This window comes from Thermotoga sp. RQ7 (genome assembly GCF_000832145.1).
Classification (GTDB): Bacteria; Thermotogota; Thermotogae; order Thermotogales; family Thermotogaceae; genus Thermotoga; species Thermotoga neapolitana.
In genome coordinates, this window is the sequence record NZ_CP007633.1 from 968,971 (window position 1) to 995,738 (window position 26,768).

At 42.2% G+C, this 26,768-nt stretch carries 25 protein-coding genes and 1 CRISPR repeat array; of the genes, 20 read left to right on the forward strand and 5 right to left on the reverse strand.

Annotation, left to right across the window (positions count from 1 at the left end; translation table 11 throughout):
- The first annotated feature begins 119 nt into the window (after positions 1-119).
- The 3 genes from cas6 (TRQ7_RS04870) to cas10 are packed head-to-tail and all read left to right on the forward strand — an operon-like array spanning position 120 to position 3,916.
- Complete coding sequence (cas6, locus tag TRQ7_RS04870; protein ID WP_041844144.1) at positions 120-872, forward strand: CRISPR-associated endoribonuclease Cas6; 753 nt, start codon at positions 120-122, stop codon at positions 870-872.
- A gap of 12 nt (positions 873-884) precedes the next feature.
- Positions 885-2,495: a TM1812 family CRISPR-associated protein gene (locus TRQ7_RS04875; RefSeq protein ID WP_015919196.1), complete on the forward strand. Its 1,611-nt coding sequence runs from the start codon at positions 885-887 to the stop codon at positions 2,493-2,495.
- A gap of 20 nt (positions 2,496-2,515) precedes the next feature.
- Positions 2,516-3,916 carry a type III-A CRISPR-associated protein Cas10/Csm1 gene (cas10, locus tag TRQ7_RS04880; RefSeq protein ID WP_083941415.1) on the forward strand — a complete coding sequence of 467 codons (1,401 nt, stop codon included), beginning with the start codon at positions 2,516-2,518 and terminating at the stop codon, positions 3,914-3,916.
- Positions 3,917-3,955: 39 nt separating this feature from the next.
- Here cas10 and TRQ7_RS04885 read toward each other — a convergent pair whose 3' ends face one another.
- The 3 genes from TRQ7_RS04885 to TRQ7_RS04895 are packed head-to-tail and all read right to left on the reverse strand — an operon-like array spanning position 3,956 to position 5,567.
- A complete protein-coding gene (locus TRQ7_RS04885; RefSeq protein WP_038067003.1) occupies positions 3,956-4,765 on the reverse strand; it encodes a DUF5685 family protein in 810 nt (269 codons plus the stop codon).
- On the reverse strand, positions 4,765-5,229 hold the full coding sequence (locus TRQ7_RS04890; RefSeq protein WP_236681758.1) for a hypothetical protein: 465 nt from the start codon (positions 5,227-5,229) through the stop codon (positions 4,765-4,767). The genes TRQ7_RS04885 and TRQ7_RS04890 overlap by 1 nt, the downstream gene beginning before the upstream one ends.
- Positions 5,226-5,567, reverse strand: coding sequence for a J domain-containing protein (locus tag TRQ7_RS04895; protein WP_038067006.1), 342 nt, complete (start codon positions 5,565-5,567; stop codon positions 5,226-5,228). The genes TRQ7_RS04890 and TRQ7_RS04895 overlap by 4 nt, the downstream gene beginning before the upstream one ends.
- Positions 5,568-6,588: 1,021 nt before the next feature.
- Here TRQ7_RS04895 and cas6 (TRQ7_RS04900) point away from each other — a divergent pair.
- From cas6 (TRQ7_RS04900) to TRQ7_RS04940, 9 genes are all read left to right on the forward strand, one after another.
- Complete coding sequence (cas6, locus tag TRQ7_RS04900; RefSeq protein WP_231556002.1) at positions 6,589-7,242, forward strand: CRISPR-associated endoribonuclease Cas6; 654 nt, start codon at positions 6,589-6,591, stop codon at positions 7,240-7,242.
- The gene (locus tag TRQ7_RS04905) at positions 7,233-8,600 is read left to right on the forward strand and encodes a Cas8a1 family CRISPR/Cas system-associated protein (protein ID WP_015919203.1); all 1,368 of its coding nucleotides are present in this window, start codon (positions 7,233-7,235) and stop codon (positions 8,598-8,600) included. The genes cas6 (TRQ7_RS04900) and TRQ7_RS04905 overlap by 10 nt, the downstream gene beginning before the upstream one ends.
- Positions 8,593-9,609, forward strand: a complete 1,017-nt coding sequence (gene cas7i, locus TRQ7_RS04910) for a type I-B CRISPR-associated protein Cas7/Cst2/DevR (protein ID WP_015919204.1) — start codon at positions 8,593-8,595, stop codon at positions 9,607-9,609. Before TRQ7_RS04905 ends, cas7i begins: the two co-directional genes overlap by 8 nt.
- On the forward strand, positions 9,606-10,388 hold the full coding sequence (gene cas5b, locus TRQ7_RS04915; protein WP_015919205.1) for a type I-B CRISPR-associated protein Cas5b: 783 nt from the start codon (positions 9,606-9,608) through the stop codon (positions 10,386-10,388). The genes cas7i and cas5b overlap by 4 nt, the downstream gene beginning before the upstream one ends.
- Before the next feature lie 2 nt (positions 10,389-10,390).
- Positions 10,391-12,730 carry a CRISPR-associated helicase/endonuclease Cas3 gene (locus tag TRQ7_RS04920; protein WP_041844146.1) on the forward strand — a complete coding sequence of 780 codons (2,340 nt, stop codon included), beginning with the start codon at positions 10,391-10,393 and terminating at the stop codon, positions 12,728-12,730.
- 2 nt (positions 12,731-12,732) lie between these two features.
- Positions 12,733-13,251 carry a CRISPR-associated protein Cas4 gene (cas4, locus tag TRQ7_RS04925; protein WP_015919208.1) on the forward strand — a complete coding sequence of 173 codons (519 nt, stop codon included), beginning with the start codon at positions 12,733-12,735 and terminating at the stop codon, positions 13,249-13,251.
- A 9-nt stretch (positions 13,252-13,260) separates the two neighbouring features.
- Positions 13,261-14,241: a type I-B CRISPR-associated endonuclease Cas1b gene (gene cas1b / locus TRQ7_RS04930; protein WP_038067041.1), complete on the forward strand. Its 981-nt coding sequence runs from the start codon at positions 13,261-13,263 to the stop codon at positions 14,239-14,241.
- Positions 14,235-14,528: a CRISPR-associated endonuclease Cas2 gene (cas2, locus tag TRQ7_RS04935; protein ID WP_236681675.1), complete on the forward strand. Its 294-nt coding sequence runs from the start codon at positions 14,235-14,237 to the stop codon at positions 14,526-14,528. Before cas1b ends, cas2 begins: the two co-directional genes overlap by 7 nt.
- 77 nt (positions 14,529-14,605) lie before the next feature.
- Positions 14,606-17,964: direct repeats of the CRISPR family, unit length 29 nt; unit sequence GTTTTTATCTTCCTAAGAGGAATATGAAC.
- Positions 17,965-18,297: 333 nt separating this feature from the next.
- The gene (locus TRQ7_RS04940; RefSeq protein WP_015919213.1) at positions 18,298-19,137 is read left to right on the forward strand and encodes a GGDEF domain-containing protein; all 840 of its coding nucleotides are present in this window, start codon (positions 18,298-18,300) and stop codon (positions 19,135-19,137) included.
- A gap of 8 nt (positions 19,138-19,145) precedes the next feature.
- Here the strand turns inward: TRQ7_RS04940 and TRQ7_RS04945 are convergent, their stop codons facing one another.
- Entirely contained in the window at positions 19,146-19,634 is a 489-nt protein-coding gene (locus tag TRQ7_RS04945) for a DUF192 domain-containing protein (protein ID WP_015919214.1), read from the reverse strand.
- Complete coding sequence (gene xylA, locus TRQ7_RS04950) at positions 19,631-20,965, reverse strand: xylose isomerase (protein WP_015919215.1); 1,335 nt, start codon at positions 20,963-20,965, stop codon at positions 19,631-19,633. The genes TRQ7_RS04945 and xylA overlap by 4 nt, the downstream gene beginning before the upstream one ends.
- 108 nt (positions 20,966-21,073) lie before the next feature.
- Here xylA and TRQ7_RS04955 point away from each other — a divergent pair, with 108 nt between their 5' ends.
- From TRQ7_RS04955 to TRQ7_RS04990, 8 genes are read left to right on the forward strand one after another with little or no spacing between them, the layout of a single operon-like run.
- Positions 21,074-22,264, forward strand: a complete 1,191-nt coding sequence (locus tag TRQ7_RS04955; RefSeq protein ID WP_038067045.1) for a M20 family metallo-hydrolase — start codon at positions 21,074-21,076, stop codon at positions 22,262-22,264.
- Between the two features lie 4 nt (positions 22,265-22,268).
- Positions 22,269-22,817 (forward strand): ATP-binding protein, encoded by a 549-nt coding sequence (locus tag TRQ7_RS04960; protein ID WP_038067049.1) that lies wholly within the window; start codon positions 22,269-22,271, stop codon positions 22,815-22,817.
- On the forward strand, positions 22,814-23,449 hold the full coding sequence (locus TRQ7_RS04965) for a class I SAM-dependent methyltransferase (RefSeq protein WP_015919218.1): 636 nt from the start codon (positions 22,814-22,816) through the stop codon (positions 23,447-23,449). The genes TRQ7_RS04960 and TRQ7_RS04965 overlap by 4 nt, the downstream gene beginning before the upstream one ends.
- On the forward strand, positions 23,430-24,194 hold the full coding sequence (ecfA1, locus tag TRQ7_RS04970; RefSeq protein WP_015919219.1) for an energy-coupling factor ABC transporter ATP-binding protein EcfA1: 765 nt from the start codon (positions 23,430-23,432) through the stop codon (positions 24,192-24,194). The genes TRQ7_RS04965 and ecfA1 overlap by 20 nt, the downstream gene beginning before the upstream one ends.
- On the forward strand, positions 24,169-24,924 hold the full coding sequence (gene surE, locus TRQ7_RS04975; RefSeq protein ID WP_015919220.1) for a 5'/3'-nucleotidase SurE: 756 nt from the start codon (positions 24,169-24,171) through the stop codon (positions 24,922-24,924). The genes ecfA1 and surE overlap by 26 nt, the downstream gene beginning before the upstream one ends.
- Positions 24,912-25,406, forward strand: a complete 495-nt coding sequence (gene def / locus TRQ7_RS04980; protein WP_015919221.1) for a peptide deformylase — start codon at positions 24,912-24,914, stop codon at positions 25,404-25,406. The genes surE and def overlap by 13 nt, the downstream gene beginning before the upstream one ends.
- Positions 25,407-25,419: 13 nt before the next feature.
- Positions 25,420-26,391 (forward strand): M23 family metallopeptidase, encoded by a 972-nt coding sequence (locus tag TRQ7_RS04985; protein ID WP_015919222.1) that lies wholly within the window; start codon positions 25,420-25,422, stop codon positions 26,389-26,391.
- Between the two features lie 4 nt (positions 26,392-26,395).
- Positions 26,396-26,722 carry a hypothetical protein gene (locus TRQ7_RS04990; protein WP_038067053.1) on the forward strand — a complete coding sequence of 109 codons (327 nt, stop codon included), beginning with the start codon at positions 26,396-26,398 and terminating at the stop codon, positions 26,720-26,722.
- Positions 26,723-26,768 lie beyond the last annotated feature (46 nt).

Genomic DNA, 26,768 nt, shown 5'->3' on the forward strand with positions numbered 1-26,768 from the left:
GGAAGCGATGACAGTGTGAATCTTAAGAAACTGCCATTGTTTTATGGTAATATAATAGCAAACAATGGTTGTGTAAAAATTCACATCGAAAACTGGTTGAAGGTTTCAGGAGGTATGGTATGAGGATAAGAATACACTTTCAAACCACGGAAGCCAGAATTCCTCTGAACTACAATTACTTTCTTTCATCCTTTATCTACAAAAGACTGGCCTCTCAGAACGAAAACTTTGCCAGATTTCTCCACGAAAGTGGGTACGGAAAAAGGTTCAAGTTTTTCACGTTCTCTCAGCTCTTTTTTGAGAACTCAAAAGTGGTTGGAGACAAGATAGTTATATTTCCGGGAAGGGGGTGGTGGCACATATCCTCTCCTGTCGTTGACTTTGTGAGGTATATGTTTTCTTCCCTATCCGAAGATCCCGTGATAAGGGTTGGGAAGACAGAGTTTTTTGTCCAGTCGATCACAGTCGAGGAAGCTCTTCCAGTCCTTTCAGAGTATAACTTCGTTATGATCTCTCCTCTTGTTGTGAGCGTTCCCGAAGAAAAGAATGGAAAACTAGTTCACAGGTACCTTCACCCGTGTGAAGAAGAGTTTTACGAGGCCTTCAAGAAAAACCTGTACAAGAAGTATCGCATCTTCTACGGAAAAGACCCAGAAGGCGACGTGGAAATCATACCAGATTGGAACTACATAAAATCCAGAGAACGCATAACAAAGAGAATCAAGTTGAAGGATGTCTTCGTCAGAGCAGTTGTTTTTCCATTCAGAATGAGGGGTGATAGGAAACTGGTAGAGATCGGTTATGAAACAGGCTTTGGTGAAAAGAACAGCATGGGATTTGGAATGGTGGCTTTGAAAGAGAATAAGCCCTGAGGAGGTGATGGGGTGCATGAGTTTGTCAAACTTGTGACTTTCCTCGGTGTGGGAAATTATAGAGAAAGCCTGGTTAAGATTTCTCCAGATTTCTGTGTTCGACAAAAAGTTTTTCCTTTAGCGATAGTAGATTATTTACATCATCTGGGAAAATCAGTGGAGGTTCTATTTTTTCTGACGGAGGAATCAAGACAGAGTGAAACGTGGCTTGAATGTAGAAATTACCTGGAGAACAAAAATGTGTCTTACAAGTTTTTCAGCATACCAGAAAGGGTTTCCTCAGAGGTTGTGATGAATTCTCTTGTAAGGACACTCGTGGAAAATCTTAAGGAAGATGAGAACATTATACTGGACATTACGCATTCTTTCAGAAGTTTTCCCCTGATGGCAGGTGTGGTGGCACTGTATCTTAAGGAAGCCAAACGTATCGATGTTAGAGTAATCTACGGTAAATTTGACCCGGAAACAAACACAACCGAATGTGAAGACCTAACTCCTTTGACCAGGGCTACAGAGTGGATCTACGCAGTTCGCTTGTTCAGAGAGTATGGATATGCGAAAGAGCTGGCTCATCTGATAAGAAAAAGAAACGAAGAGATCCACAGAAAAAATAGTTCGAAAAAGCCGAGAATATTGAATTCTTTATCCAGTAGTTTGCAGAATATTTCTTTCTCTCTCAGAATAGGATCAATAAAAGCTATTAGAAAGAACCTATCAAATTTCTTTGAATTTTTTGATGGAAAAAGAAATCAGATAAGATCAGAAGTGAAAGAATTTGTTCCAGAAATTGCTGCCCTTTTGGATGTTCTGGAAAAAAGTTACAGGGTTTTTCACATCGAAAGAGGAGGTTTGAAACTGAATGAAGAGGAACTGGAATCTGAAAGAAAATTGTTGAATTTTTATCTTCAAACTGGTGATCTGGGAATGGCACTTCGCCTGGCAAGAGAATATTTGATAAACGCTTATCTGATGATGAGTGGAGAAGAAACGAATTTTCTCGAAAGAGATGTCAGAGAATCTGTTAACCTTTCAAAACTGGGTTACGATATCATTCTTCAGGCAAGAAATCATGTTGCTCGTTTTGGTTTCAACAAAGTTGACCTTCCTTCTTTGAACAAAATAGAGAAAGCCATCAAATCTCTCGTTTCATCACATCCGGAGAGAATCCTGATTTCTTCAGAAAAGTCCTATCAGAGTAGAAAAGCTGCCCTCCTCACGCCTCTTGGTACAACAAAAGGGGCTCTGTATACTGTCCTAAAGCATTTTTCACCTGATTTGCTTCTGATTGTGACATCAAAACAGGGGAAGGAAATCCTTCCTGAAATTCTGGAAAAAGTGAAATATAAGAATGATTACAAAGTGATACTCCTTGAGGACCCGTTTACAGGGGTGAATGAGATAAATCGAGTTATATCCGAAGCCAGAGAATACCTTGCAGACTCCGACGAGATAATAGTCAACCTAACTGGAGGAACCACACTTCTCACTTACCTAGTGGAGTGTATAAAAAATCATCTCAGATATGGAAGAAAGATAAAAACCGTTCTCGCTGTAGACAGAAGAAGCTATGAAGAGCAGATAAAAAATCCCTTTGTGGTAGGAGAAATTCTGGAACTTGAGTGAAGAAAGGGGGTGCTTTATTCTTGAATGACAGGAAAGAGCTCGTCGTAGGTGCTCTCATTCACGATGTAGGAAAAGTTGTGAGAAGAGCAGGTGATAGCAGAGCACATCAACTGGCAGGGTACGATTTCACAAATAAGGTAAAAAAGTTTGCAAAGTTTCAAAAGTACATACACTACCATCATGAAAAGGATCTTAAAGAAAAAAATTTAGAAGATGAAAAGGTCTGGTACGTGTGCTTTGCAGACAACCTGTCCAGCAGCGAGAGAATGACTGATGGGAACGTCTTCGACGAGTATCGAAGGTTAGAGAACCTCCTCTCGAAGATTCCAGAAAAGGAACAAAAAAAGCCCACCTATTTTCCTATCAGATCCGCAGATAAAATAACAGAAGCCGTCACGGAAATGGAAGAAGAAAAGGAGAGTTACGCTTCTCTTTACGAATCGTTCGTTGAGGATGCAGAGAAGATTAGTCTCTCACCGGACGATGTGAACTTTCTTGTGTACAAGTATTTTTCCTTCATCCCACAGGAAACAAGAGTGGAAGGAGACATGGACATTTCTCTTTACGACCATCTGAAAGTCACCGCCATGCTTTCTCTGGCCCTGTACGATTACGCAAAAGAGAATCACCTTGACTTCAAAACTTACGATGAGATGAAAAGATACTTCGAAGATCCTTCCGTAAAACCCTTCCTTCTTGTTGGAGGAGACGTCTCTGGAATCCAGAACTTCATCTCCAGTGTCTCTTCGAAGGGAGCACTCAGATCCTACAGAGGAAGAAGTTTCTTCATAGAGATCCTCCAGGAAGTTGTGGTTGATGAGATTCTCAGCAGAACAGGCTTTTACAGAACAAATGTTCACTACATCGGAGGAGGACACTTCCACCTTGTTTTGTCCAACACGGAAAAGGTGAAAGAAACCATTGAAAAGATCAGAAAAGAACTGAACGCCTGGTTCAGGAAAAGAGGGCTTTCACTCCATCTTGTGATGGAGTACACGGAGTTTTCAACAGAAGATGTTGAGGACATGAAAAGCGTTTTCGAGAGCATAGCAAAGAAGGTGAATCTGAGAAAACTCAGAATGTACGCAGAAGAAGACCTTGAGGAACTCTTCCCGGATGACCTCTCTTCGATCCCGGAAAAGGGAGGTTTTACGTGCAAAGTGTGTGGAAACAGAGTCGAAAAACTCTTTGCCCTCGGTGACAGCGAAGAAGAAATAGCCTGTGATTTCTGCAGGAAAATGTACGAACTTGGAAGAGACCTTCTTAAAAAGGATGAAGAAGAAAATTATACTTACATCTATCTCGTTGAAAAGGACAATGGAAGGTTTGAAATCTTCAACAAACGCTTTGATTTCTCAAGAAAACCAGGTGAAGACTGTGTGGTGTGGGAGAGAACAGAAGACTTGGTATGGGGGATGTAGAAATCTACAGAATCGTTGAGTGAATCCCTTCCTGCTTTTTCAGGTTTTTCCCGCCGGTGAACTTTCTCTCTGTTTCATGAAAATTCTCTCCGTCACGGCAGGTGCTCCAAGATACATTATGTTGTCAAGAATTGACCTGTTTCTCTTTAAATTCAGAAGGTCGTATGCCTTCCAGATCTCGTTGATGCACATTTCAAGAACATCCTTTACAGCGTTCTTTGCTCTTTCAAAATCTCTGTACTCTTCTACGAGGGGGTTGTACACCCCCTTCTTTTTATCCTTTTCGAAATCATCGAGTGCGTCGACGATGTAGAGCCACTCTCCAAGGTGCACACCAAGATGGTAAAGGATTCTTCTCTGATCTTCTTCTTCAACGGTCGATTCCAGGATCTTTCCGAGTATTCTTCCCTGCTCTTTTGCGAGTTCTTCAAAGTTTGCTTTTTTCCTTTCCAGTGTGTAGAATCTGTCAAAGAGTTTCGATATTTTCGGGTCTTTTTTCAAAAACGATTTGACCAGAAGATAAATCGGATTTTTCGTGTCCAGATAGTTGTCCCTCATTTTCTCGGAAAGAAGGGCTACGAAGATTTCTGCAACACGGTTTATGGATTCAGACTGATAGTATTCCACTTTTTTCAGAGTGAAAAAGCAGAAGTTTCGCTTTCTCTCCACATGTTCACCCTTCAGACTAGAAAGAAGAAGAGAAAGTGAGGCAGCCTCGTAGGTGAGAAGAAGCCGGGGGACTATAGAGTACCTCTTCAGAGCACGGCAGACTCCACAATAATACCTTCTGAACTCTTCGTACTCTCTGACCTTGAGTTCACACTTCAGCGGTTTGATGTATCCAAACATCATCTTCTCTCCCTTACAATGTGAAGGAGATAATCGAGAATCCTCGCGTAGAGATAATCATAGGCCAGAAAGGCAATTTGAAGGCCCAACATGCCAGGAATGTAGAGGATGGGAGAAACCTCTGGAAGTTCTACTTTGAAGAACCTGATGGCAACGATCAGGAGAAAGAAAAATCCCGCATTTAGATAAAAAAGCCTGTAAAGGAGAGATTTTTTCCTCACAAAGGAGTAGAAAGAGAGCACCAGAAATATCGAAACATATCCTGGATTTGGAACAAGAAGAAAAGAGAGTAGATTCAAAGCAGCGATCAATGGAATTGCCCCTTTTCCGAACAGTTCCACAAGAAATCCCACAAAAACACTGCACAGGGCGGCAAAGAAAATCTTGCTCTTTGTGAAGTTTCCCGTGTAGAGCAAAAGAACGACGAGGGCGGAAATCAGCCCTCCGTAGGAGATCTTTTTCACATGCAAGGGATGCAGTCACCCCCGCATGCTTCACAGCAGGTATCCGTACACCAGGCACATCCAAGACATGCGAGTATATCTCTGCATTCGTTGTTTCTGTATCCCATGGAGTAGGAGAAAAATCTAGAATCTTCTTCAGAATAATTCTTTTCTGGTTCTTCGTTCATCAGCATCTGGTAGGCCTCGTTTATCTGTTTCATCTTTTCTTCTGCCAGATCCCTGAGTGGATGATCCTTGTAGCGATCTGGATGATACTTTTTCACAAGTTCGCGGTAAGCCCTCTCTATTTCTTCCTTCGAAGCACCAGGCTCAACACCGAGAACTTCATAGGGATTCACGGAAATCACCTCCACAGTTATATGTTATCAGATCTTCAGAGTTTGTGATATATCCCACATTTGTATGTTAGTCAAAAGATTATTTAACTATACTTTGTATATTTTATTCACTAAACCAGGGTAAGTTCCATTTGTTCACAAGGTGGGTGGTGATTGTAACTGGCTCCTGATGTGCGATGCAGAGTATGCAATTACCGGTAACGAAAAAATTCATGCGGGTTTGAGAGAGGTGATGTATGCATGGAAAAAGGAATAGTAAGTGAGAAAGTGAAAAAAGATCTGTGAATATGTCTTCATCTGTGTTCATATATCTGGCACAAATAAAGAAACCACACACTTAGTCTCTAACCTTTTAAGGAGTGCCTTTTTGAACAAATTTGTGAAAATGAGAACTAGTTGATTTTCCCATAAAACAACTCAAAATGCCCTGACCTAGGTTAGGATAATTTATCTTTTGATTTTGCCTTTCTTTAGGCTTTCTATTGACTATGTAATTATTCCATTTTTCCAAACAGTACTTGACTTGATCTTTCTGTGTGTTAGAATCACCTGTGATGAAACACCTTCTGTATGTCCTCATATATTCTTGCTTTTTGAAATGCTTTGTGGTATAATTTCTCTGAAATCCAACGGGTTTCAATACTTCCTTTGAGGTATGGAAACTTCTATCTCTTTCATGTTCCACCCCTTGAACACAAGGTTTCAATACTTCCTTTGAGGTATGGAAACAAAAAGACTGAAGGGTGATACTGAGATCAACAGGTTGCGTTTCAATACTTCCTTAGAGGTATGGAAATTGAGCCATGAGCCAGGCTTCTCTTTTACAATTAGCAGTTTCAATACATCCTCAGAGGTATGATTTACCCACCAAAAGTATCCTGTGCTCTGACCTCAAAACATCCTCATCCCTAATCCTGTTGTACCGGGGGAGGCAGGGGGATTGAATATGAGAATATTCGTTAAAATCCAGCCCGAAAGTGGTTCTGAGGGTAAATTTCCTGCTGATTACAGAAGAATCTTTATGTCTCTATTGAAGCAAGTGTATAAGCGTACACCGTTTGAAGAAATTGTTAATTCTCACGATCGAATACCAAAACCCTATGTCTTCAGTGTTGGTTTCAACAAAATAAAAGATATCTCCGGAGACTCGATAATCTTTGAGTCTCCTATTTTTTTTAATTTTTCTTCCTCTATTCCCCAGATGGTGGGTTATTTATATAACTACATCGTTTCGCAGGATTCAATCATGAACGGATTGAAGGTTGCAGGTGTGGATCTTCCTGTTCCAAAGATCATAACATCCAAAACGGTGACCTTTAAAATCATGGGAAGCGCTGTTTTAACAAGGGCAGAAAAGGATAGATACTACGTGTTACCTGAAGACAACGATTTTGAAGAGGCTTTGAATCATTCCATACAGGTTCGATTGAATCTTTCAAGGGAACTCTTTGAAACATTCGGTGTCAGAATACCGAACTTTAAACCGGTGAAAGTTGTGAATAAAAACCTAAGAAAAGTTCCTGCCAAACACTATGGAGGATATATAGAAGCTTTCTCTGGAACAATCACGCTTGATGGTGACCCCGATGTCTTGAGTTTCCTCCATGAAAATGGTCTTGGTGTTCGAACAGGACAGGGGTTTGGTATGCTTAAGGTGGTGAGAGAGTGGCACTAGTCATATATCCTCAAGGTTGGCTTCACAATGCAAACGTTTATGGTTTTCTGAAAGTTATAAATGAAAAAAGCAGGGAAAGAAAGATCTCTTTCGAATTATCGGATATTTTAAAAGACGATGGCACGATAGTTCTGGAAGACAAAATGCTGGATGAGTTGTATCTGATCGACAATTTCGATAATTTATCACTGCCTCGATTATTTGTTTTTATCCTAGAAGAGACAGCAAGAATAGAAGGTGACATAAGAAAAGCGTATAACTACTTTAAAGGCAATGTAGGATATTACGAGAATTATGTAGCACAAGTCAAAGAAAAACAATTCATGGAAAATTTATCAAAAATTGTTCACTATATATTCAGAAAACCATCGCTGGAAGGAACCGATCGATGTTTCTTCTGTGGAAATTCCTTGAAAACAGACGAAGACAGATCGATTCTTCAGAGAAAACAGTTTTCGAGGATTCTTTTTAAGGATTTTTCATCATCAGAAGGAAAGTTCCCGAATTCATTCTGGAACATGTCCAATGAATTCTATCTCTGTGACGTTTGCTCCCAAATGGCTCTGTTCAGACATTTTGTTTTTCCAAAAAGCGGTGAGAGTATTTTCGTGAACGTTCCTTCTTTCAAAGCCATATGGTATTTGAACGAAGCAATTAAAGCATACAGAGATTTGTCTCTGGAACTTTCAGTTTCAAGGGCAATATCAGAGGTTCATTTAAAACTTCAAAGACTTCTAGGGATTTGGGAAAGACAGAACGTAGAAGTTATCTACTACAACAGCAAATCCTACAGAATTTACTACATGCCACAAAGGGTGATTAATCTTTTGCTGAACACACGGATTTCTTCCATTTTGAACTCTCTGAACAGCATAAAAATCTTTGAGGCAGTGATTTATCAGGAAAGGTTGAACGAAATTCTGGAATGTGAATATTTGCTGTTGAAATACCTTTTCGATGTCTCTTCATCGGGAAGAAGTCACCTGGCAGAGAACGTGAAACAGTATGTGGGAGATGTGAAAAGAAATGCCGGATACTACATGAATACCTTGCCTGATCTTTTCCAGGAAGTAAGGAGTGTTATGGGGGTGAAGCAAATGGTACCAGTCTGGAGGATGAGGGAACTTGGGAAAGAAGCGTCTCAACTGTTTGAGCGTACCAGGTATAGACTTCTGGAATTGATAAGGCTGGCAAAAAAAGATGAAGTTTATCATCTGATCCTGAAGACATACATGGCAAACAACAAACCTTTCCCAGAAGATTTGAACAGAGTCTTTTCGGCAAAGGATGAAGATTTCAAGAACCTGATGTTCGCTTATGTGAGTGGAATGATAAGTGGGGGTGAGGAAAATGAGTAATCCAAAGGCAATCACCGCTACAATCGTTTTCGAATCTTCTGCTGTGAACAGAGATGAAAACATAGCAAACAACATTCAATCATTAAAAAAACTTCGAAGAGAAGACGGTGTCTATACCTTCTTTTCGCGAGCCAGTATGAGACACCATGTTTTCAATGCCCTCGTGAGGAAGCATGGATGGAAACCTGCTAGAGTTGCAAAAGATGGTGACGTTATTCAGTTCGACGTGTTGGAAGAAAGCATTCTAACTTCAGAAGAACTTGACTTTTTTGGATACATGAGAACATTTGAAAGTGCCTCCCTCTCAAGAAAAGCGCCTGTTGGTATGACGAAAGCGGTTTCTCTGGAAAAATGGGAAGGAGACATGGCGTTTTATGCCAATCATGACCTGGTTCAGAGGGCGCGTGAAATCGGTGAAAGTGCTGATCCAAATCCGTTCTCCAAAGAAGAACATCTTTCACTTTACAAGTACTCTGTTGTGGTCGATCTTGAAAACATTGGCAAAGAGAAAGTCATAATCAATGAAAAACAGTGCGAAAAACTGAATAGATTATTTGGAATAGATCTGAAGGAGCTGAAAGAAAAGGAAAGCATTGCCAATGATAAAGGAACCATATCACTCGAATCTGTTGGTGAAAAGAGTTACAGGATTCTTGTAACACTCAATGATCCAGAAAAACAGAAGCGCTTGAAACAGTTCTTTGACATCATAATCAACGGTTTTGAAATCCACTCTTCAACGGAAAGCTGGTGTGTATCACCAGTGTTCATAGTAATTGCCACAACAAGACTACCGGTAACACTTTTCAATCCTTATATAAAGCTGGATGATGGGAAGATAGATGTAGATTTAGTAGCAAAAATTGCAGAAGAGAATACAAACGTTATAGATTATAGAATCTGGGGCGTTCCGTTCATTCTAAAGGGTGAGGTGGATAAACTCTGCAAAGGACCAAAAGATTTAAACGATTGGGTGACTGGTGTTATTGGAGGGAAGGAGAATTCATGAAGTTGCTAAGAATAGAAATCAAAGCATCAACAGGTCATTTTGCCATTCCTTTTCTCATATTCGAAAGAAAAACATTTCCCATTCCTATGTATTCGACCATGATCGGATTTGTTTGCAACATCCTTGCTGATGAAGCAAAAATAAGTCGGTTCTTGAGTTCAAACTTTTCAATGGCAGTAGTTGGAGATCATGATGGTGTAGTGGAAGAATACACCTGGTTCAGAAACTTGTCAAAGGAGTCTCATACGAAAAAATTCATATGTTCTTTTAACAGAGAGGCAAACAACGAAATAGAGCATCCTGGGGGGCAGTCACCGGTTAAGATTCAAACTCTTATAAACCCGAAGATAAACTTGTTTCTTAAAGCAGAGGAATGGATACTTGAGATGGTAAAAGAATCTTTTGAAAACCCTCAGTGCATTTCACGGCCACACCTCGGGAGGTCGGAAGACGTTGTCGACGATATAAAAGTTGAACTGATTGATTGCGAAAAGAAACAGGTTTTCGACACAAATGGTTACACATGGATGCCTTCCCCTGAATTTGTGGATGATGTGAGTGATTCCTACGAGGAACTTTACAAAAGAATATCAGGATCTGTGTACAGGGTATCCTCTGTTTACATCATACAGAATAACAGAAGAATCTTTGAGTTTGTTCATGCCAAACTTCATCGTGGTGCCATTCCTATGGTTGGATTCAAAGTTCCAGAGGTTCTTTCCTGGAACGGAACGCCTATTTTTCTCGCTAGGATAAGATTCCCTGATAAAGGGGGATAGATATGCCAATACTTGCCAAAAGTAATGGAATAAGTCTGAGAGAGCATGTAGAGGATGTTTTAAAGGTGCTGAATAACTTCTCAATAGAGCCGGATTTGAAAGAATTTTTGAGAAAGGCTGTTTTTTACCACGACTTAGGAAAAGTATCGTACGAATTTCAAAAGAAAGTAGGAGGTAATGTTCCGGAAGATGGTATACCGGAGGTGCCACACAGTTTCCTCAGCATAGCCTTTGTACCAGAAAACACTCTTGAAGAGATGGGAGAAGATCTTTCAAAAGTTTTTCTCTCTGCGATTCTCTATCATCACTGGCGTGAAACCTATCTTGATTATCTGTTCGGGAGCAAGCAGGGGAATGTACGCGAAGCTTTCAAAAGACTCCTGGAGGTAGGGAACAATCTAATTCGCATGATCAAAGAAGAAATGAAAGATTTCCTCGAGTATGATGTGGAACTCAACAGATCGTTGTGTGAGTATTTATCGCAAAATTCAATCCTCGACAGTGGACTAATACTTCCCCCTCATCTGATTTCCCTGCTTCCAAGCATTGTTCTCAAGGAGTTGAATCTGAAAGACGATGTTTACAGGTGCTACATTCTTACTCTGGGCACACTTATGAGGGCGGATAGATTTGCTTCCTGCGCTGAAGGAGTCGGGAAGAAGGATCTTCTGGAAAGAGCGGATATAGAGTTCAAAGAAGATACATTTGAAGTGATCGAAAGTGATCTAAAACGAAGATATGAAAAAGTATGGCAATCAGACGTTGTGAAAGAAATAAGAGGAAAAAACGTTGTTCTCGTTGCTCCCACAGGTGCCGGGAAGACAGAGTTTGCCCTGATGTGGAGCAAAGGGAAGACGGTTTTCACACTTCCTCTTCAAAGTGCAACGAACATGATGTATGAGAGGGTAAAGAAGTACTTTGGGGAAGAAAACGTGGGGCTTCTCCACTCTGACGCTGCCATCCACCTGTTTCTTACGAGCCTCTACAGAAAGGATTTCGAGGATAGAGAAGGAGAGATTCTGGAAATTGCGGAGCAATCGAGGTTCTTTTCCTATCCATTTGTTGTGGCAACCGGTGACCAGGTTTTTCCGGCAACCCTGAAATACCCCGGCTATGAAATGATTTACTCAGTGATGGCAAATTCTTTTCTGGTGATAGATGAGATACAGGCCTATTCACCCGAAGCAGCTGCAATAATCGTTAAAACTGTGGAAGATGTGAACACCCTTGGTGGAAAATTCTTGATAATGACGGCTACTCTTCCTGGATTCATAAAAGATGAGATCATAAAAAGAACAGATCTGGATGAGGGCGTCAAAGACGTTTACGACAGTATTCCTCAAGGAAGATTGCGCCGAAACGTCCTGAAATTCAAAGACTCCTCTGATCCCACAGAAGAGGCAGTTAAACTCTATGAAGAAGGCTGGAAAGTTCTGGTTGTTAGAAACACTGTAAAGAAAGCGATTGAAACCTATCAGAAACTTGCGGAGAAAATCGGAAAAGAGAGGGTCTTGCTTGTTCATTCCCGTATGACCTTAGAGGATCGAAAAGAAGTCGAACGCATTCTGGAGAACTACAGACCTGGAATGAACGGAGAAAGCATCGTACTGGTATCAACCCAGGTTGTTGAGGCATCCATGGACATAGATTTCGACATACTACTGACAGATGTGGCACCGGCGGATTCTTTGGTGCAGAGAATGGGAAGAATTTTCAGAAAAAGGGAATGGACTGAGAATAATCCAAACACTTTTATTTACATAGGAAAAAGCAAAAAAGAGTTTGATAGTTTGATCAAAGGAGTATACAGTAAAGACATCGTAGAGAATACCTTGAAAGCCTTATCTGAGGTGATTTTAGGTCTGGGCGAGGAAAAAATTGACGTTCTTTTCAAAAATCTTCCCAAACAGCAACCTTTTTCTTTGAACGAATCACAGAAACGAACATGGGTTGAGAAAACCTATGAAAAGCTGGAACTTGAAAAAGGTTATATGGAGAGATTTCGAAAAACTCTCGATGTGCTAGATAGCGGCTATTCATCGGAGAAAAAACATGAAGCTCATAGGATCTTCAGAAGGATATCGTCTATGAGTATCGTTCCAGAGAACCTGAAAGAGGATCTCGTAGAAGAGTTGAAAGGAGCAAGCAATTATTTTGAATTCAAACAGATTACATCGAGATACCTTGTGGATGTTCCACTTTATGATATGGATGGGTCTTTGCTTGAACCTCTGGAAGTAGAAGCACAGGATGAAAAAGTCCTGAGATGGACAAGTTCGCTTTATGTGTTGAAGGGAAGCAAGTATGAGAAAGGAATAGGAATTTTTCTGAAGGAGAAGTAAACGTGGAGGAACTTGATATACTGAACATATCAGGTACAATGGTTTCTTATTATTTTACCTGCAAGAGAAAACTCTGGCTGTTTGCCAAGAATATAGATATGGAGCAGTCACAGCCAACCACAGACCTCATAATTGGGAAACTGTTGAATTTTAAAAGCTTTAAACAGGAAAAACACAAAGAAATAGAGATTGAGGATTGTGTCATAGATTTCATTACTTTTCGTGGAGAGATAATAATTCATGAAACGAAAAAGAGTAGAAAGTTCGAAGAAGCACATGTCTGGCAAACTAAATATTACATGTTTGTTCTGAGGAAATACGGATTGGATATTACTCATGGTGTGATTCATTACCCTAAGCTGATGAGAAAAGAGGAGATAAACTTTGAAAAGGATGATGAAGAGAAAATAAGAAATGCGTTACTTGAGATAAAACGGATTACACATGAAAAAATTCCACCTCCCGTGTTGAACAAATCCTTTTGTAAAAGGTGTTCATATTACGAACTGTGCTATGTGTAGGTGATTTTCATGGGAAAAAATTATTACGTCTTCTCCTCTGGTAGAGTTAAAAGACATGAAAACACCATCCTGATAGAGTACCAGAAGGCTGGTATGCAGCAGAGGAAATTCATACCAGTGGAAAACATTGACCAGATATTCTTCCTGGGAGAGGTTGATTTGAATTCTAAATTCCTGGATTTTGCGGCTAAGAATAATATTGTTTTACATTTCTTCAACTATTATGGATACTACACAGGATCTTTTTATCCGAGGGAAAAGTTCATCTCAGGAGAGTTGTTAGTAAGGCAGGTTGAACATTACCTAGATTCAGAAAAAAGATTAACCCTGGCAAGAAAATTCGTAGAAGGTGCTGTTCACAATTTCAAACGAAATATCGAAAAAAGAGGTTTTGATATAACTGATAAGATATCTGAATACCTGGAAAGAACAAAGTATGCGAAAACTATACCAGAACTCATGAGTTGTGAAGCCCACGCCAGAAAACTCTATTACTCCACCTGGGAAGAAATAACGGGATGGCCATTCGAAGAAAGAAGCATGCAACCCCCTTTGAATGAATTGAACGCCCTCATCTCTTTTGGAAACTCTCTCACGTACTCCATTGTTTTAAAAGAACTCTATTTTACACACCTGAACCCAACGATAAGTTACCTTCATGAACCTGGCACCAAAAGGTTTTCTCTTGCTCTTGATATAGCGGAAATATTCAAACCAATTTTTGTTGATAGAATAATATTTAAGCTCATAAATCTTAAAAAGATTGATCGAGAAAAACACTTTCTTCAGGAAGCGAGAGGCGTATTTCTAAACGAAGAAGGCAGGAGGTTGTTCATAGAGGAGTTCGAAAATATGCTTCAACAAACCATTCTTCACAGGAAATTGAAAAGGAAAATTAAATATCAATCTCTCATAAGGCTAGAAGCATACAAAATCATAAAGCATTTGCTTGGAGAGGATGAATACAGGCCTCTTAAAGTGTGGTGGTGATAGTGGTAAAGGTTATACTGGTCTATGACATTTCAACAGAGACCAAGGAAGGTGTTAAGCGTTTAAACAAGGTGAGAAAAATTGCCAGGAGGTATCTTGACCATATACAGAAATCTGTCTTTGAAGGTGAACTGACAGAAGGAGAGGTCGAGAAATTGAAATTCGAATTATCATGTGTTATAGATAAGAACGAAGATTTCGTAATAATCTATAAAATGCCGCCTTCCATTATGATGGAAAGAGACTTTCTAACGAATACAGAGGATCCCTCCTCGAATTTCATCTAGACAAAACTGGAGGTTTGACGCAAAATCTGTTCAAAAGAATGGTTGTTTCATGCTTTTTTACTAAGAAAATAACTGCGGTTTTTATCTTCCTAAGAGGAATATGAACAACCTGCTCTTTAGAGATGCCGACAGCATCAGCAATGTTTTTATCTTCCTAAGAGGAATATGAACTGCTTCGTACAGTTCATCGTAGCTCTTGAACGACCTTGTTTTTATCTTCCTAAGAGGAATATGAACGAGGGCGTTCGACGATGTGAGCAGTGCCCTCTCGAAGTTTTTATCTTCCTAAGAGGAATATGAACTAGACCTGTTCGACAAGTACGTGGCGTTCCCTGAGGAGTTTTTATCTTCCTAAGAGGAATATGAACCAGACAAGGCAAAGTACTTTGCAGGAGAGGCGTTCAGGTTTTTATCTTCCTAAGAGGAATATGAACCCTCCTCTAAGTTTTCCTAGGGATTACTTTTCCTCCGTTTTTATCTTCCTAAGAGGAATATGAACCCTCCTCTAAGTTTTCCTAGGGATTACTTTTCCTCCGTTTTTATCTTCCTAAGAGGAATATGAACCGGGACTGGGACGAGTCCCAGAAACTGCCCACGCCGTGTTTTTATCTTCCTAAGAGGAATATGAACTTCATCCTTAATCCTCATTAACTCCTCCCTGAATTCGTTTTTATCTTCCTAAGAGGAATATGAACCCCTTAAATTCGCCAGGCAGAGCAAGTATAAAATAAGTTTTTATCTTCCTAAGAGGAATATGAACGTTTGTGATTAAAATTGAAACAAGCGGCGTCTACATGTTTTTATCTTCCTAAGAGGAATATGAACGCCTAGAACACACCGTTTTTTCGCCAACGCCCCCCAGTTTTTATCTTCCTAAGAGGAATATGAACGCCGACAGAAGGCGTCGTTTTCAAACTGCGACACAAGTTTTTATCTTCCTAAGAGGAATATGAACTGTACTTGGGATCAACGCCGTAGCGTGGATCCCTGAGTTTTTATCTTCCTAAGAGGAATATGAACATAGATTTAAACGTGTAATCGATCACGCCTTTTAACGTTTTTATCTTCCTAAGAGGAATATGAACTCTTCTGTGAACGTCACAAATGCATCCCCGACACTAGGTTTTTATCTTCCTAAGAGGAATATGAACGCCCTAGTTCGTGAGCTTCTTTCTTTGCCTCTTTGATTGTTTTTATCTTCCTAAGAGGAATATGAACCACGGTCCCAAACCTGATCTCGACGAGATCTACGAGTTTTTATCTTCCTAAGAGGAATATGAACACTAACATACTCTCGCCTCCTCTAATTCGTTCTTTTCCGTTTTTATCTTCCTAAGAGGAATATGAACTCGATAACATAATTCATTCCTTTGTTTTCAATCCTCGTTTTTATCTTCCTAAGAGGAATATGAACTACAATTTCATCTTAAATCCCTCCTTCCATCTTTATGTTTTTATCTTCCTAAGAGGAATATGAACGTGATCAAGATGCAGCAAGACACCACACAGTTTGTAGTTTTTATCTTCCTAAGAGGAATATGAACGCGCACAATTGCAGGCAGTTTAGACAGCAGAGGCGCGTTTTTATCTTCCTAAGAGGAATATGAACAAGCGCAAACACGCTGAAAGTGGTGTCGCCTATCTGGTTTTTATCTTCCTAAGAGGAATATGAACCAGTGTTTTATACAACAGAACACCGGTTTGTGATTAGTTTTTATCTTCCTAAGAGGAATATGAACAAATATAAGCTGGTCGTCGTTCGTGAACAGCTGCCACGTTTTTATCTTCCTAAGAGGAATATGAACATCTCGACGAGATCTACGACGCATCAAAATATTACAGTTTTTATCTTCCTAAGAGGAATATGAACCACAATCTCATCCCCTTTCTTCAGACTCAGCAGAATGTTTTTATCTTCCTAAGAGGAATATGAACGGTTCGAGCGTGAAAGGGAACTCAATCCTCATCAAGTTTTTATCTTCCTAAGAGGAATATGAACGCGTCATTGATATCTCCTCCGATGGCGGGAGCTGCGTTTTTATCTTCCTAAGAGGAATATGAACCCTCCTTCAACTCGAGTTCATCACCGTACTTTTCCACGTTTTTATCTTCCTAAGAGGAATATGAACCAAATGCTCTTGGAATCAAAGCTATCGAAGTCGGAGTTTTTATCTTCCTAAGAGGAATATGAACACCAAATCGTCGAGGACATCCTTGTGAACAGGCTCGGGTTTTTATCTTCCTAAGAGGAATATGAACGCACAAATAGTCAACCTGTTCAAAGGGGTGTCTTCAAGTTTTTATCTTCCTAAGAGGAATATGAACTCCTCGTTTAGCGTTGCAAGAGATAGTCCTGTGGGGGTTTTTATCTTCCTAAGAGGAATATGAACCAAAAAGATGACGCTCTCGGCAATATCTTTCCGTGGTTTTTATCTTCCTAAGAGGAATATGAACTGATAAACCATCAGCGGCTCCCTGACCGCCATCCTGGTTTTTATCTTCCTAAGAGGAATATGAACATTTTCTGGGAAATGCAAGAAATTCCAGAAGAACTTGTTTTTATCTTCCTAAGAGGAATATGAACTTCACTGTGGCAGAGATGGCGCAGCAGGACGCAGACGTTTTTATCTTCCTAAGAGGAATATGAACAATGACGGCCGGCACAATCTATGCAATGGCGGCAGCAGGTTTTTATCTTCCTAAGAGGAATATGAACCAGGTTTGTCTGTGCGGTCTTCCGTGTAGAAGAAGAGTTTTTATCTTCCTAAGAGGAATATGAACGCCTGTTTCGAGTGCGGCTTGTGCAAGTGCAAGACGGTTTTTATCTTCCTAAGAGGAATATGAACAGGTGCATATTGAAAATCTATAACAGTATCGTCATAGTTTTTATCTTCCTAAGAGGAATATGAACTCGTATCACCTCAAAAAGGAGGGGGGGGAGGAGCCCCGTTTTTATCTTCCTAAGAGGAATATGAACTCCCTGTATCGTCTGCTCGATAGGGTTGCCTTGTTCGGTTTTTATCTTCCTAAGAGGAATATGAACTGTCTTCTCTCCTATCCGCCTGCCGTTTTTGGGAATGTTTTTATCTTCCTAAGAGGAATATGAACTGCTATCACTTCCTTACCTCTGTATCTCGTACTCGATCGTTTTTATCTTCCTAAGAGGAATATGAACCTTGAGAAGGCTGCTGCACAGGCTGACGCATGGATCGGTTTTTATCTTCCTAAGAGGAATATGAACATGGTCGGGTCATTCCCCTCCTTGTCTCTGAACAACGTTTTTATCTTCCTAAGAGGAATATGAACCAGAACTCCTTCCACCTGTTCACCGCTGCTTTGAACGTTTTTATCTTCCTAAGAGGAATATGAACTGCGGTGTGATAGGTCACACTCCCACCTCACACAACGTTTTTATCTTCCTAAGAGGAATATAGTAGAATGGTGGAAAAATGCCAACTGTTACTCTATTCCTCACAAACAGCATACTAAAGCAATATTTTCTGGTTCATCGTTTTTGAAGATCCAGAAAGACCGATCGGAAGTTCGGAAAAAAAGAATATAAGGGAAAGATTCATAGAAATGCTCAAAACCTATGGGCTGGGTGCGAAGACGAATTATGGATATGGCCGATTCGATGATATTTTATGATAAGATTTAAAGAAATTGTGATACAATCTCAGGTAAGGATTCCGAACTTTTTGAGATCTCGAAGAGAACGTGCCACGAGCCTGGAAGGCTCTGGCCGTTCTTTTTTTTAGGTGGGGGGAACATGAAAAACGGACGCTTCGAGTTCTTGAAGAGGGTCTTGGGTTCCATTCAGAGTATTCGAGGGTTTGTCCTTTTTGAAAGTGTGGGCGGAGAACTTTCTGTGAAGACGTCGGTTGGGAAGGTGCCCCTCTTTTTCAAAGAAGGTTTTTCTTTCACAACGGATGAAATATTTGAGCTTCTCAAGTTCCAATGTGACACTGCCGTGGTATCCGTCATGAAGGACAGGGAATGGAGTAAAATGCTGGTACTCTTTCTTGAAAAACCCCTGGAAAAAGAGACGCTCTCTCTGATACAGTCTCTGATGTCTGTTTCAGAGTGCGAGGATCTTTTCTTCGATATGAAGGAACTGGAGTACATGGCCTATCATGATCCTCTGACGGGACTTCCAAACAGGCGCTATTTCTTCGAACTTGGGGGTAAGTATCTCGATATTGCAAAACGTGAAGACAAAAAGGTTTTCATCCTCTTTCTGGATCTTTCAGGTTTTAAGAAGATAAACGACACCTATGGACACCCCTTTGGTGACGAAGTGTTGAAGACCGTATCGAAGAGAATTCTTGATAGAATAAGAAAGAGCGATGTTATATCCCGCTTTGGTGGAGATGAGTTCACTCTGCTTCTGTACGATATGAAAGAAGACTACCTGGATTCTTTCCTGAAGAGACTCTTTTCCGCTTTCAAGATGCCTGTTAAAATAGGAAACACCGAGATCAGTGTGTCTGCCAATGTGGGAGTTGCAAGATTTCCAGAGGATGGAACGAATCTAGAAGAACTTCTGAAGATGGCTGACTCGAGAATGTACGAGGCAAAGAAGATGAAGATTCCATACGTTTTTGTTTGAAAGTACCGCTACTTTTCTATCAGGACACGGCTTCCCACTCCAAATCCATGCCTTTCGAAAAAACCTCTTTTCACTTCAAGAGCGTATCTGAACGGCTTTGGTGCGTAGTAAACCTTGCAGGGTTCTTTTTCGCATGGCTCCATCTCCTGAATGGAAAATACGATGCCGTTTCTGTCTATGAAGGCGATTTCGAGGGGAACGTAGGTGTTCTTCATCCAGAAGCCGCTTCTTGTATCTTCTTCAAAAACAAAGAGCATCCCGAAGTCATCCGGGATGCTCTTTCTGTACATCAGACCGATCGAACGAAAAAAAGGAGTGTTCGCTATCTCGACACGAAGTTTCAGAGATCTTTCTCCGTCAGTTATCACAATCTCTCCTTCTGGAAATTTCACCCTGTTTTCCCGGTTGGATACGACTATGATCACTGAGATTCCAGCCGCAATCAGTGCCAGAAGAAGTAATCTTCGAAGATTCAAGAACTTCACACTCTGTTTCACCTCAGTTCCAGAATGGTCTTCACTATGTAACTGTTGATGAGGCTTTCCAGGTATTCTTGCTTTCCAGATGGAAGTTCTATCGTTTCTTTGTCTATTATATACTCTTCAAGTTTTTCAAAATCCACTTTACCTTCGACGATGTCCCTTCCAATGCCCTCCCTGAAACTTCTGTACTTTTCTTCGATGAATTTGTCCAGAACACCATCCTTCACGAGTTTGTATGCCACCTTGAAACCGAGTGCAAAGGTGTCCATTCCCGCTATGTGCCCTATGAAGAGGTCCTCCACTTTGTAAGAAGCCCTCCTCACCTTCGCATCGAAGTTGAGCCCACCTTTTGTGAAGCCTCCCGCTTTTATCACTTCGTACATTGCAAGGGTTGTATCGTAGACGTTTGTTGGGAACTGATCGGTGTCCCATCCAAGAAGAAGGTCTCCCTGGTTTGCATCGATGCTTCCGAGTTTTCCAAGGATCCTTGCCATTCTCAGTTCGTGCTGGAAGGTGTGACCGGCGAGTGTGGCGTGGTTTGCCTCGATGTTGAATTTGAAGTATTCATCGAGACCGTGGCTCTTCAGGAAGGCATAGGCGGTTGCAACGTCGAAGTCGTACTGGTGTTTGGTGGGTTCTTTCGGTTTTGGTTCGATGAGGAACTGTCCGGTGAAACCGATCCTTTTTGCATAATCCACAGCCATTCTGAGGAAGCGGGCGAGGTTTTCAAGTTCGAATCCAAGGTCCGTGTTGAGGAGTGTTTCGTATCCTTCTCTTCCACCCCAGAAGACGTACCCTTCTCCTCCAAGTTCTTTGGTGATCTCAAGGGCTTTTTTCACCTGGGCGGCCGCGTACGCAAAAACATCAGCACTGCAGGTTGTCGCTGCACCATGCATGTACCTTGGGTGGGAAAAGAGGTTTGCAGTACCCCAGAGGAGCTTCACGTTGCTGTCTTTCATTCTCTCTTTGATTCTCTCCACTACTTTGTCCAAAATTTTGTTTGTCTCCCTCAGCGTTTTTCCCTCGGGAGCGATGTCTCTGTCGTGGAAGCAGAAGTACTCGATGTTGAGTTTTTCGCAGAATTCAAAAAGGGCGTCCACCCTTGCAAAAGCCTTGTCCATGGGATCGGTGTACCTGTTCCAGGGACGATCGGCCGTTGGGTCTCCGAAGGGATCCCTTCCCTCGTTCACGAAGGTGTGCCAGAAGGCAACGGAGAACTTCAGATGGTCCTTGAGGGGTTTGCCGTCGATGATCTCTTCTGGATCGTAGAACTTGAACGCAAGTGGATTTGTGCTTTCTTTGCCTTCGAACTGCACTTTCGGGATTTCTGGAAAGAATTCAGCCATGTGAACACCTCCCTAAATTTTTTCTATCAATCAATTATATAAAATTCCCTGGGGTCATTTCAAATATTTTTTTTGGAGAGATATACTTGTACTTGGGAGGTGTTTCAGATGGAGATAACAAGAAAGATAGAAGAATTGAAAGACGAAATGGTAGATTCGCTGAAAAGGTTCATATCGATCAATTCGGTGAATCCAGTCTTCGGTGGACCTGGAGAGAAAGAGAAGGCCGACTGGCTGGAGGAACTTCTCAAAAAGATGGGATACACTGTTGAGCGTCATGACACAAAAGACCAGAACGGAATTTGGAGGTCGAATCTGCTTGCAATCATTCCCGGCAGGGACAGAAGCAAAACATTGTGGATAGTGACACACATAGACACCGTTCCACCAGGGGATCTTTCGCTGTGGGAAACGGATCCCTTCATCCCCGTTGTGAAGGATGACAGGGTGTACGGAAGGGGTGCTGAGGACAACGGCGGATCGATGATAGCTTCCATATACGCAGGAAAGGCTCTCATGGAACTTGATGTTGTTCCCGAGTATAACTTTGGTCTTGCACTCGTTGCCGATGAAGAGGCAGGAAGTGAGTATGGAATCCAGTATCTCATAGAAAAGGGTGTTTTCAGGCCAGACGACATGTTTTTGGTGCCCGATGCTGGAAACAAGAAGGGAGATTTCATAGAGATCGCAGAAAAAAGCATCCTTTGGTTCAAAGTGACGGTGAACGGAAAGCAGGGACATGCCTCAAGACCGAAGACCACGGAGAATGCCCTCAGAAAGGGAGCACAGATCATAACAGAACTGGATGAAACACTCCACAGGAAATTTTCAGAAAAGGATGAACTCTTCGATGAACCACTCAGCACCTTCGAGCCGACTCGATCGGAAAAGACCGTGGACAACGTGAACACAGTTCCGGGAAGGTTCGTTTTCTATTTCGACTGCAGAGTCCTTCCGCGCTACGATCTCGAAGACGTTCTGTCTACTGTGAAGTCTGTTCTCGATGGAAGAGGAGCAGAACTTGAAGTGGTGGTGAAGCAGCCGGCTCCGGATCCCACACCAGCCGATTCTGATCTCGTCGTGAAACTTTCGAGTGTTTTGAAAAGTCTAAGAAACCTGGAAGTCAGGGTTGGTGGTATCGGGGGAGGTACCTGTGCGGCTTTCTTCAGAAAAAAAGGCTGGCCCGCTGTGGTCTGGAGCACCATAGAGGAAACTGCGCATCAACCAAACGAGTACAGAAAGATATCCCACATGGTGGAAGACGCAAAGGTCTTTGCACTTCTTGGTGTTGAGAGGTGAAGGAATGCTAAGAACGATAGCGGACCATCTGATGGACATCGCTCAGAACTCGGTGAAAGCGGGTGCCAGGAACATAAAGATAACGATAGAAGAAACCGACGAATGGTTCACGTTCACCGTAGAGGACGATGGTCCGGGAATAGAGAATCCAGAGAAGGTGTTTGATCCGTTCTTCACAACAAGAGATCCCCGTTTGAGAAAGGTGGGGCTTGGACTTCCTTTCCTCAAGCAGGCAGCAGAACAATCTGGAGGCAAGGTCAGTCTGTGGACTCAGCCTGGGAAAGGAACGGTTGTGAAGGCCTCTTTCAACCTGAAAAGCGTTGACTGTCAGCCCATAGGGGATCTGGCAGGTACACTGGCGAGTCTGATCCTGTCTGATCCGAATGTGAACTGGTACGTGTTGAGAAAAAAAGACGGAAGAGGCTATGAAATAGACACCAGCAAGTTGAAAGAAGCCGGGTTGTGGGACCCGGAAAATCCAAGGTTTGCCTCCTTTCTTTTTGAGACACTGGAAAATCTTGAAGAGGACCTGAAGAGAGGTGAAGAAAAATGAGTGAGAAAAAGTTCGAACACTACTACACGGTGGAGCCCACATCGAAACTCAAGGTCAGAGAAGCAAAACTCGTGCTGAAGAATGGGCACGAGTATGTCTTCAAGACACCCTCAGGGGTGTACTCCTACGGTAAGATAGACAAGGCGACGAAGGTTCTCCTTGAGAACATGAAGGTTCACGGAAAAAAGGTGCTCGATCTGGGATGTGGGTACGGTGTGATAGGGATCGTTCTGAAGAAAGAATATCCAGATCTGGAAGTCTACATGAGCGATATAAACAAACGGGCGGTGGAGTTTGCCAAGATAAATGCAAAGGACCACAACGTAGAGGTCGAAGTGCGTTGGGGAAATCTTTACGAGCCATGGGAGGGTATGAAGTTCGACATGATCGTGTGCAATCCTCCCATAGTTGCCGGCAAAGAGGTATGGATGGAGATTGTGAGAAGGGCTCCTGAGTTCCTGGAAGATGGGGGAAGTCTTCAACTGGTGGCTTACCACAACAAGGGTGGAAGACGTATCAGAGAGTACATGAGAGAGATCTTTGGAAACGTAGAGGAACTTTGTAAAAGCGGTGGAATAAGGGTTTACAGATCCGTAAAAGGGCTGAAGGAAGATGAAGATATCGTTGAATGATGTTTCCTTCGGATACAACGGAAGACACGTTCTGAAAAACGTGAACATGGAATTCGAAACGGGGAAAATCTACATCGTTGTCGGAAAGAACGGTTCCGGGAAGACCACCTTACTGAAGGTGGTATCCGGTCTTTTAGAGGCAGAGGGAACCATCCTTATAGACGGAGAACCTGCCGATCCTCTCATGCTCAGAAGGAACGTTGGATACGTCTTTCAGAATCCGTCGTCGCAGATAATTGGTGCTACCGTTGAGGAAGACGTGGCCTTTTCTCTTGAAATACTCGGGATCGACAGAGATGAGATGCAAAGGAGAATAAAAAGGGTTCTCGAACTTGTGGGACTCTCTGGACTGGAAAAAGAGGATCCTTTGAACCTCTCTGGGGGTCAAAAACAGAGACTGGCCATCGCTTCCATGCTGGCACGCGATACACACTTTCTAGCAATGGATGAGCCCCTTTCTATGCTCGATCCACCCTCCCAGAGGGAGATATCAAAAGTGATAGAGGATCTCAAAAGAGAGGGAAAAGGAATCATCATTGCCACTCACGAACTTGAATACCTGGAAGATTTCGATGTGGTACTGCACATGAGAGATGGTACAATTGATTTTTGCGGAAGCTGGGAAGCGTTCATGGATAAAGGATTCGAAGATGTAGAAGTGCCGTTCAAGTGGAAACTCTGGAAAAAATTTGGAAAAGAAAGCAAATGGGAGGTAGAGGATGCGGATACTTTTGACGAACGATGACGGAATAAATTCCAAGGGAATAATACTGCTGGCGGAGTACCTTTCGAAAGAGCACGAGGTCTTCGTTGTGGCACCGGACAAAGAGCGAAGTGCGACAGGGCATAGCATCACCATACACGTTCCACTCTGGATGAAGAAGGTCTTCATAAGTGAAGACGTGGTGGCTTACTCCACAACAGGGACACCCGCAGACTGTGTCAAACTCGGCTACAACGTGATCATGGAAAAGAGAGTGGATCTTGTGGTGAGTGGGATCAATAGAGGTCCAAACATGGGTATGGACATCCTTTACTCCGGTACCGTTTCCGGAGCCATGGAGGGTGCCATGATGAACATACCATCGATAGCGATCTCCAGCGCAAGTTATGAAAGTCCTGATTTCGAAGGAGCGGCAAGATTTCTGATAAGCTTTTTGAAGGAGTTCGATCTCTCGCTCCTTGATCCCTTCACCATGCTGAACATAAACGTTCCTGTAGGTGAAATAAAGGGATGGAAGTTAACAAGACAGAGTCGAAGAAGGTGGAACGATTATTTCGAAGAGAGAATATCACCCTTTGGAGAGAAATACTACTGGATGATGGGAGAAGTGATAGAAGACGACGATCGAGAGGACGTGGATTACAGGGTGGTTCAGCAGGGATATGTCTCCGTAACACCCATACACCCGTTTCTCACCAACGAAGGTTGTCTCAGGAAACTCAGGGAGGTGTATGAATCGTGTACAGAGTGAGAGTCTTCGGAGATCCTGTTTTGAGAAAGAGGGCAAAACCCGTGACGAAGTTCGATGAGGCTTTGAAGCGAACGATAGAGAGGATGATAGAAACGATGTATCACTACGATGGAGTGGGACTTGCAGCACCCCAGGTTGGAATATCCCAGAGGTTTTTTGTGATGGATGTGGGAAACGGCCCTGTGGCGGTGATAAATCCCGAAATCCTCGAAGCCAGTCCTGAGACGGAAATAGCAGAAGAGGGTTGTCTGAGTTTTCCAGAGATCTTCGTCGAGATAGAAAGGAGCAAGAGAGTGAAGGTGAGGTATCAGAATGTTCGTGGGGAGTTCGTTGAAGAGGAACTGGAAGGATATCCTGCAAGGGTCTTTCAACACGAGTTCGATCACCTGAACGGGGTACTTATAATAGACAGGATAAAACCTGCAAAAAGGCTTCTTCTGAGAAAAAGGCTGATGGACATAGCAAAATCTGCCAGAGGATGAGGAGGGAATCACTGTGAAAAAATGGCTTCTGATTTTGGCTCTGGTCCTTCTTTTTTCCGTGGTCTTTTCCTTCTCTCCACCTGTTGATTCCCCACGTGTTTCAGCGAGTTTCGGTGAGTACAGAGGAAGTGGAAACAGAGGACCGCATTTTCACATGGGGATGGACTTCTCCACTGGTTTGAAAGAAGGCGTTCCCATCTACGCTTCTGAAAGAGGGTGGCTCGTCAGGCTCGAGATCGACAGAGACGATATATACGGCTACACGGTGGTTCTAGAACACGAAAACGGCTACAGAACGCTGTACGCTCATTTGAGTGGTTTTGCAAAGAAACTCGAAGTGATCGTGGAGTCTCTGAAAGAAGAGTTCGGAGACGTGAGGATTGTTGTGGAGTTCCCAGAAAAAGAGATCTGGTTTGAAAAGGGAGAAGTTGTGGGATACTCCGGTACTACCGGGGAAGCGCCCATACCACACGCACACTTTGAGATAAGAGACAAAAAAGAAGAAGTTTCTTACGATCCATCGAATTTCCTGAACCTTCAAAAACCCGTGGATGAAGATATCTTCCTGGAAAATCTGAAAATAGGAGACAACGTTTATGACTTCGTTGAAAACAGAACCTACCCGTTCACCGGAAACTTTCCAGTTCTTTCCATAAAGGCCTATTCTCGAGGATTCAACAACACTCTGGGGCTCAAGAAGATCTCTCTCTTGATGGAAGGAGAAGAGATCTATCAGATCTCCTTTGAACAGATTCCATGGTCTGAGTTCACAAATGTCTGGGGAGTGTACGACAGAAAGTCCGTATCGGCGGCGTACAGATTCGAACTCTGGTACAAACTCTTTCCAGAGACGTTTTCTTCGCTTGTGAAAGTCAACAAATTTCCGGAAATTGGAAAGTTCCCAGACTTTGCCAAGTACACCATCGTGCTGGAGGATATATGGGGTATGAAGAAGGAGTTTTCCTTCTATCTGCAAAGGAGGTGAAGTGGTGCTCTTTTTGTTCTTCGGGAAAAAGAAGAAGAATCTGGATAGGGATCCTTTCTACAGAGAAAAGGGGGCTCTGGTTGTTTACATAAAGTGTGATCGATGTGGAGAGGTGTTCAGAAGTCATCTGAGGCGGGGATACGACTTCATCGTGGACTATGACAATCCAGGCGTTCCTTACAAGATAGATAAACTCTACGTAGGCTCTAAATGTCCCAACAGAATCCATCTTGTTGCAACGTTCACATCTTCCTACAAACCGGTGTCGGTTTCCATCGAGGGTGGCAGTTTTATCACAAAAGAAGAGTATGAAGACGCTCAAAAACAATAATGTAATCTTCTTTTAAGGGAAGATATGATAAACTATCAAGGCTGTC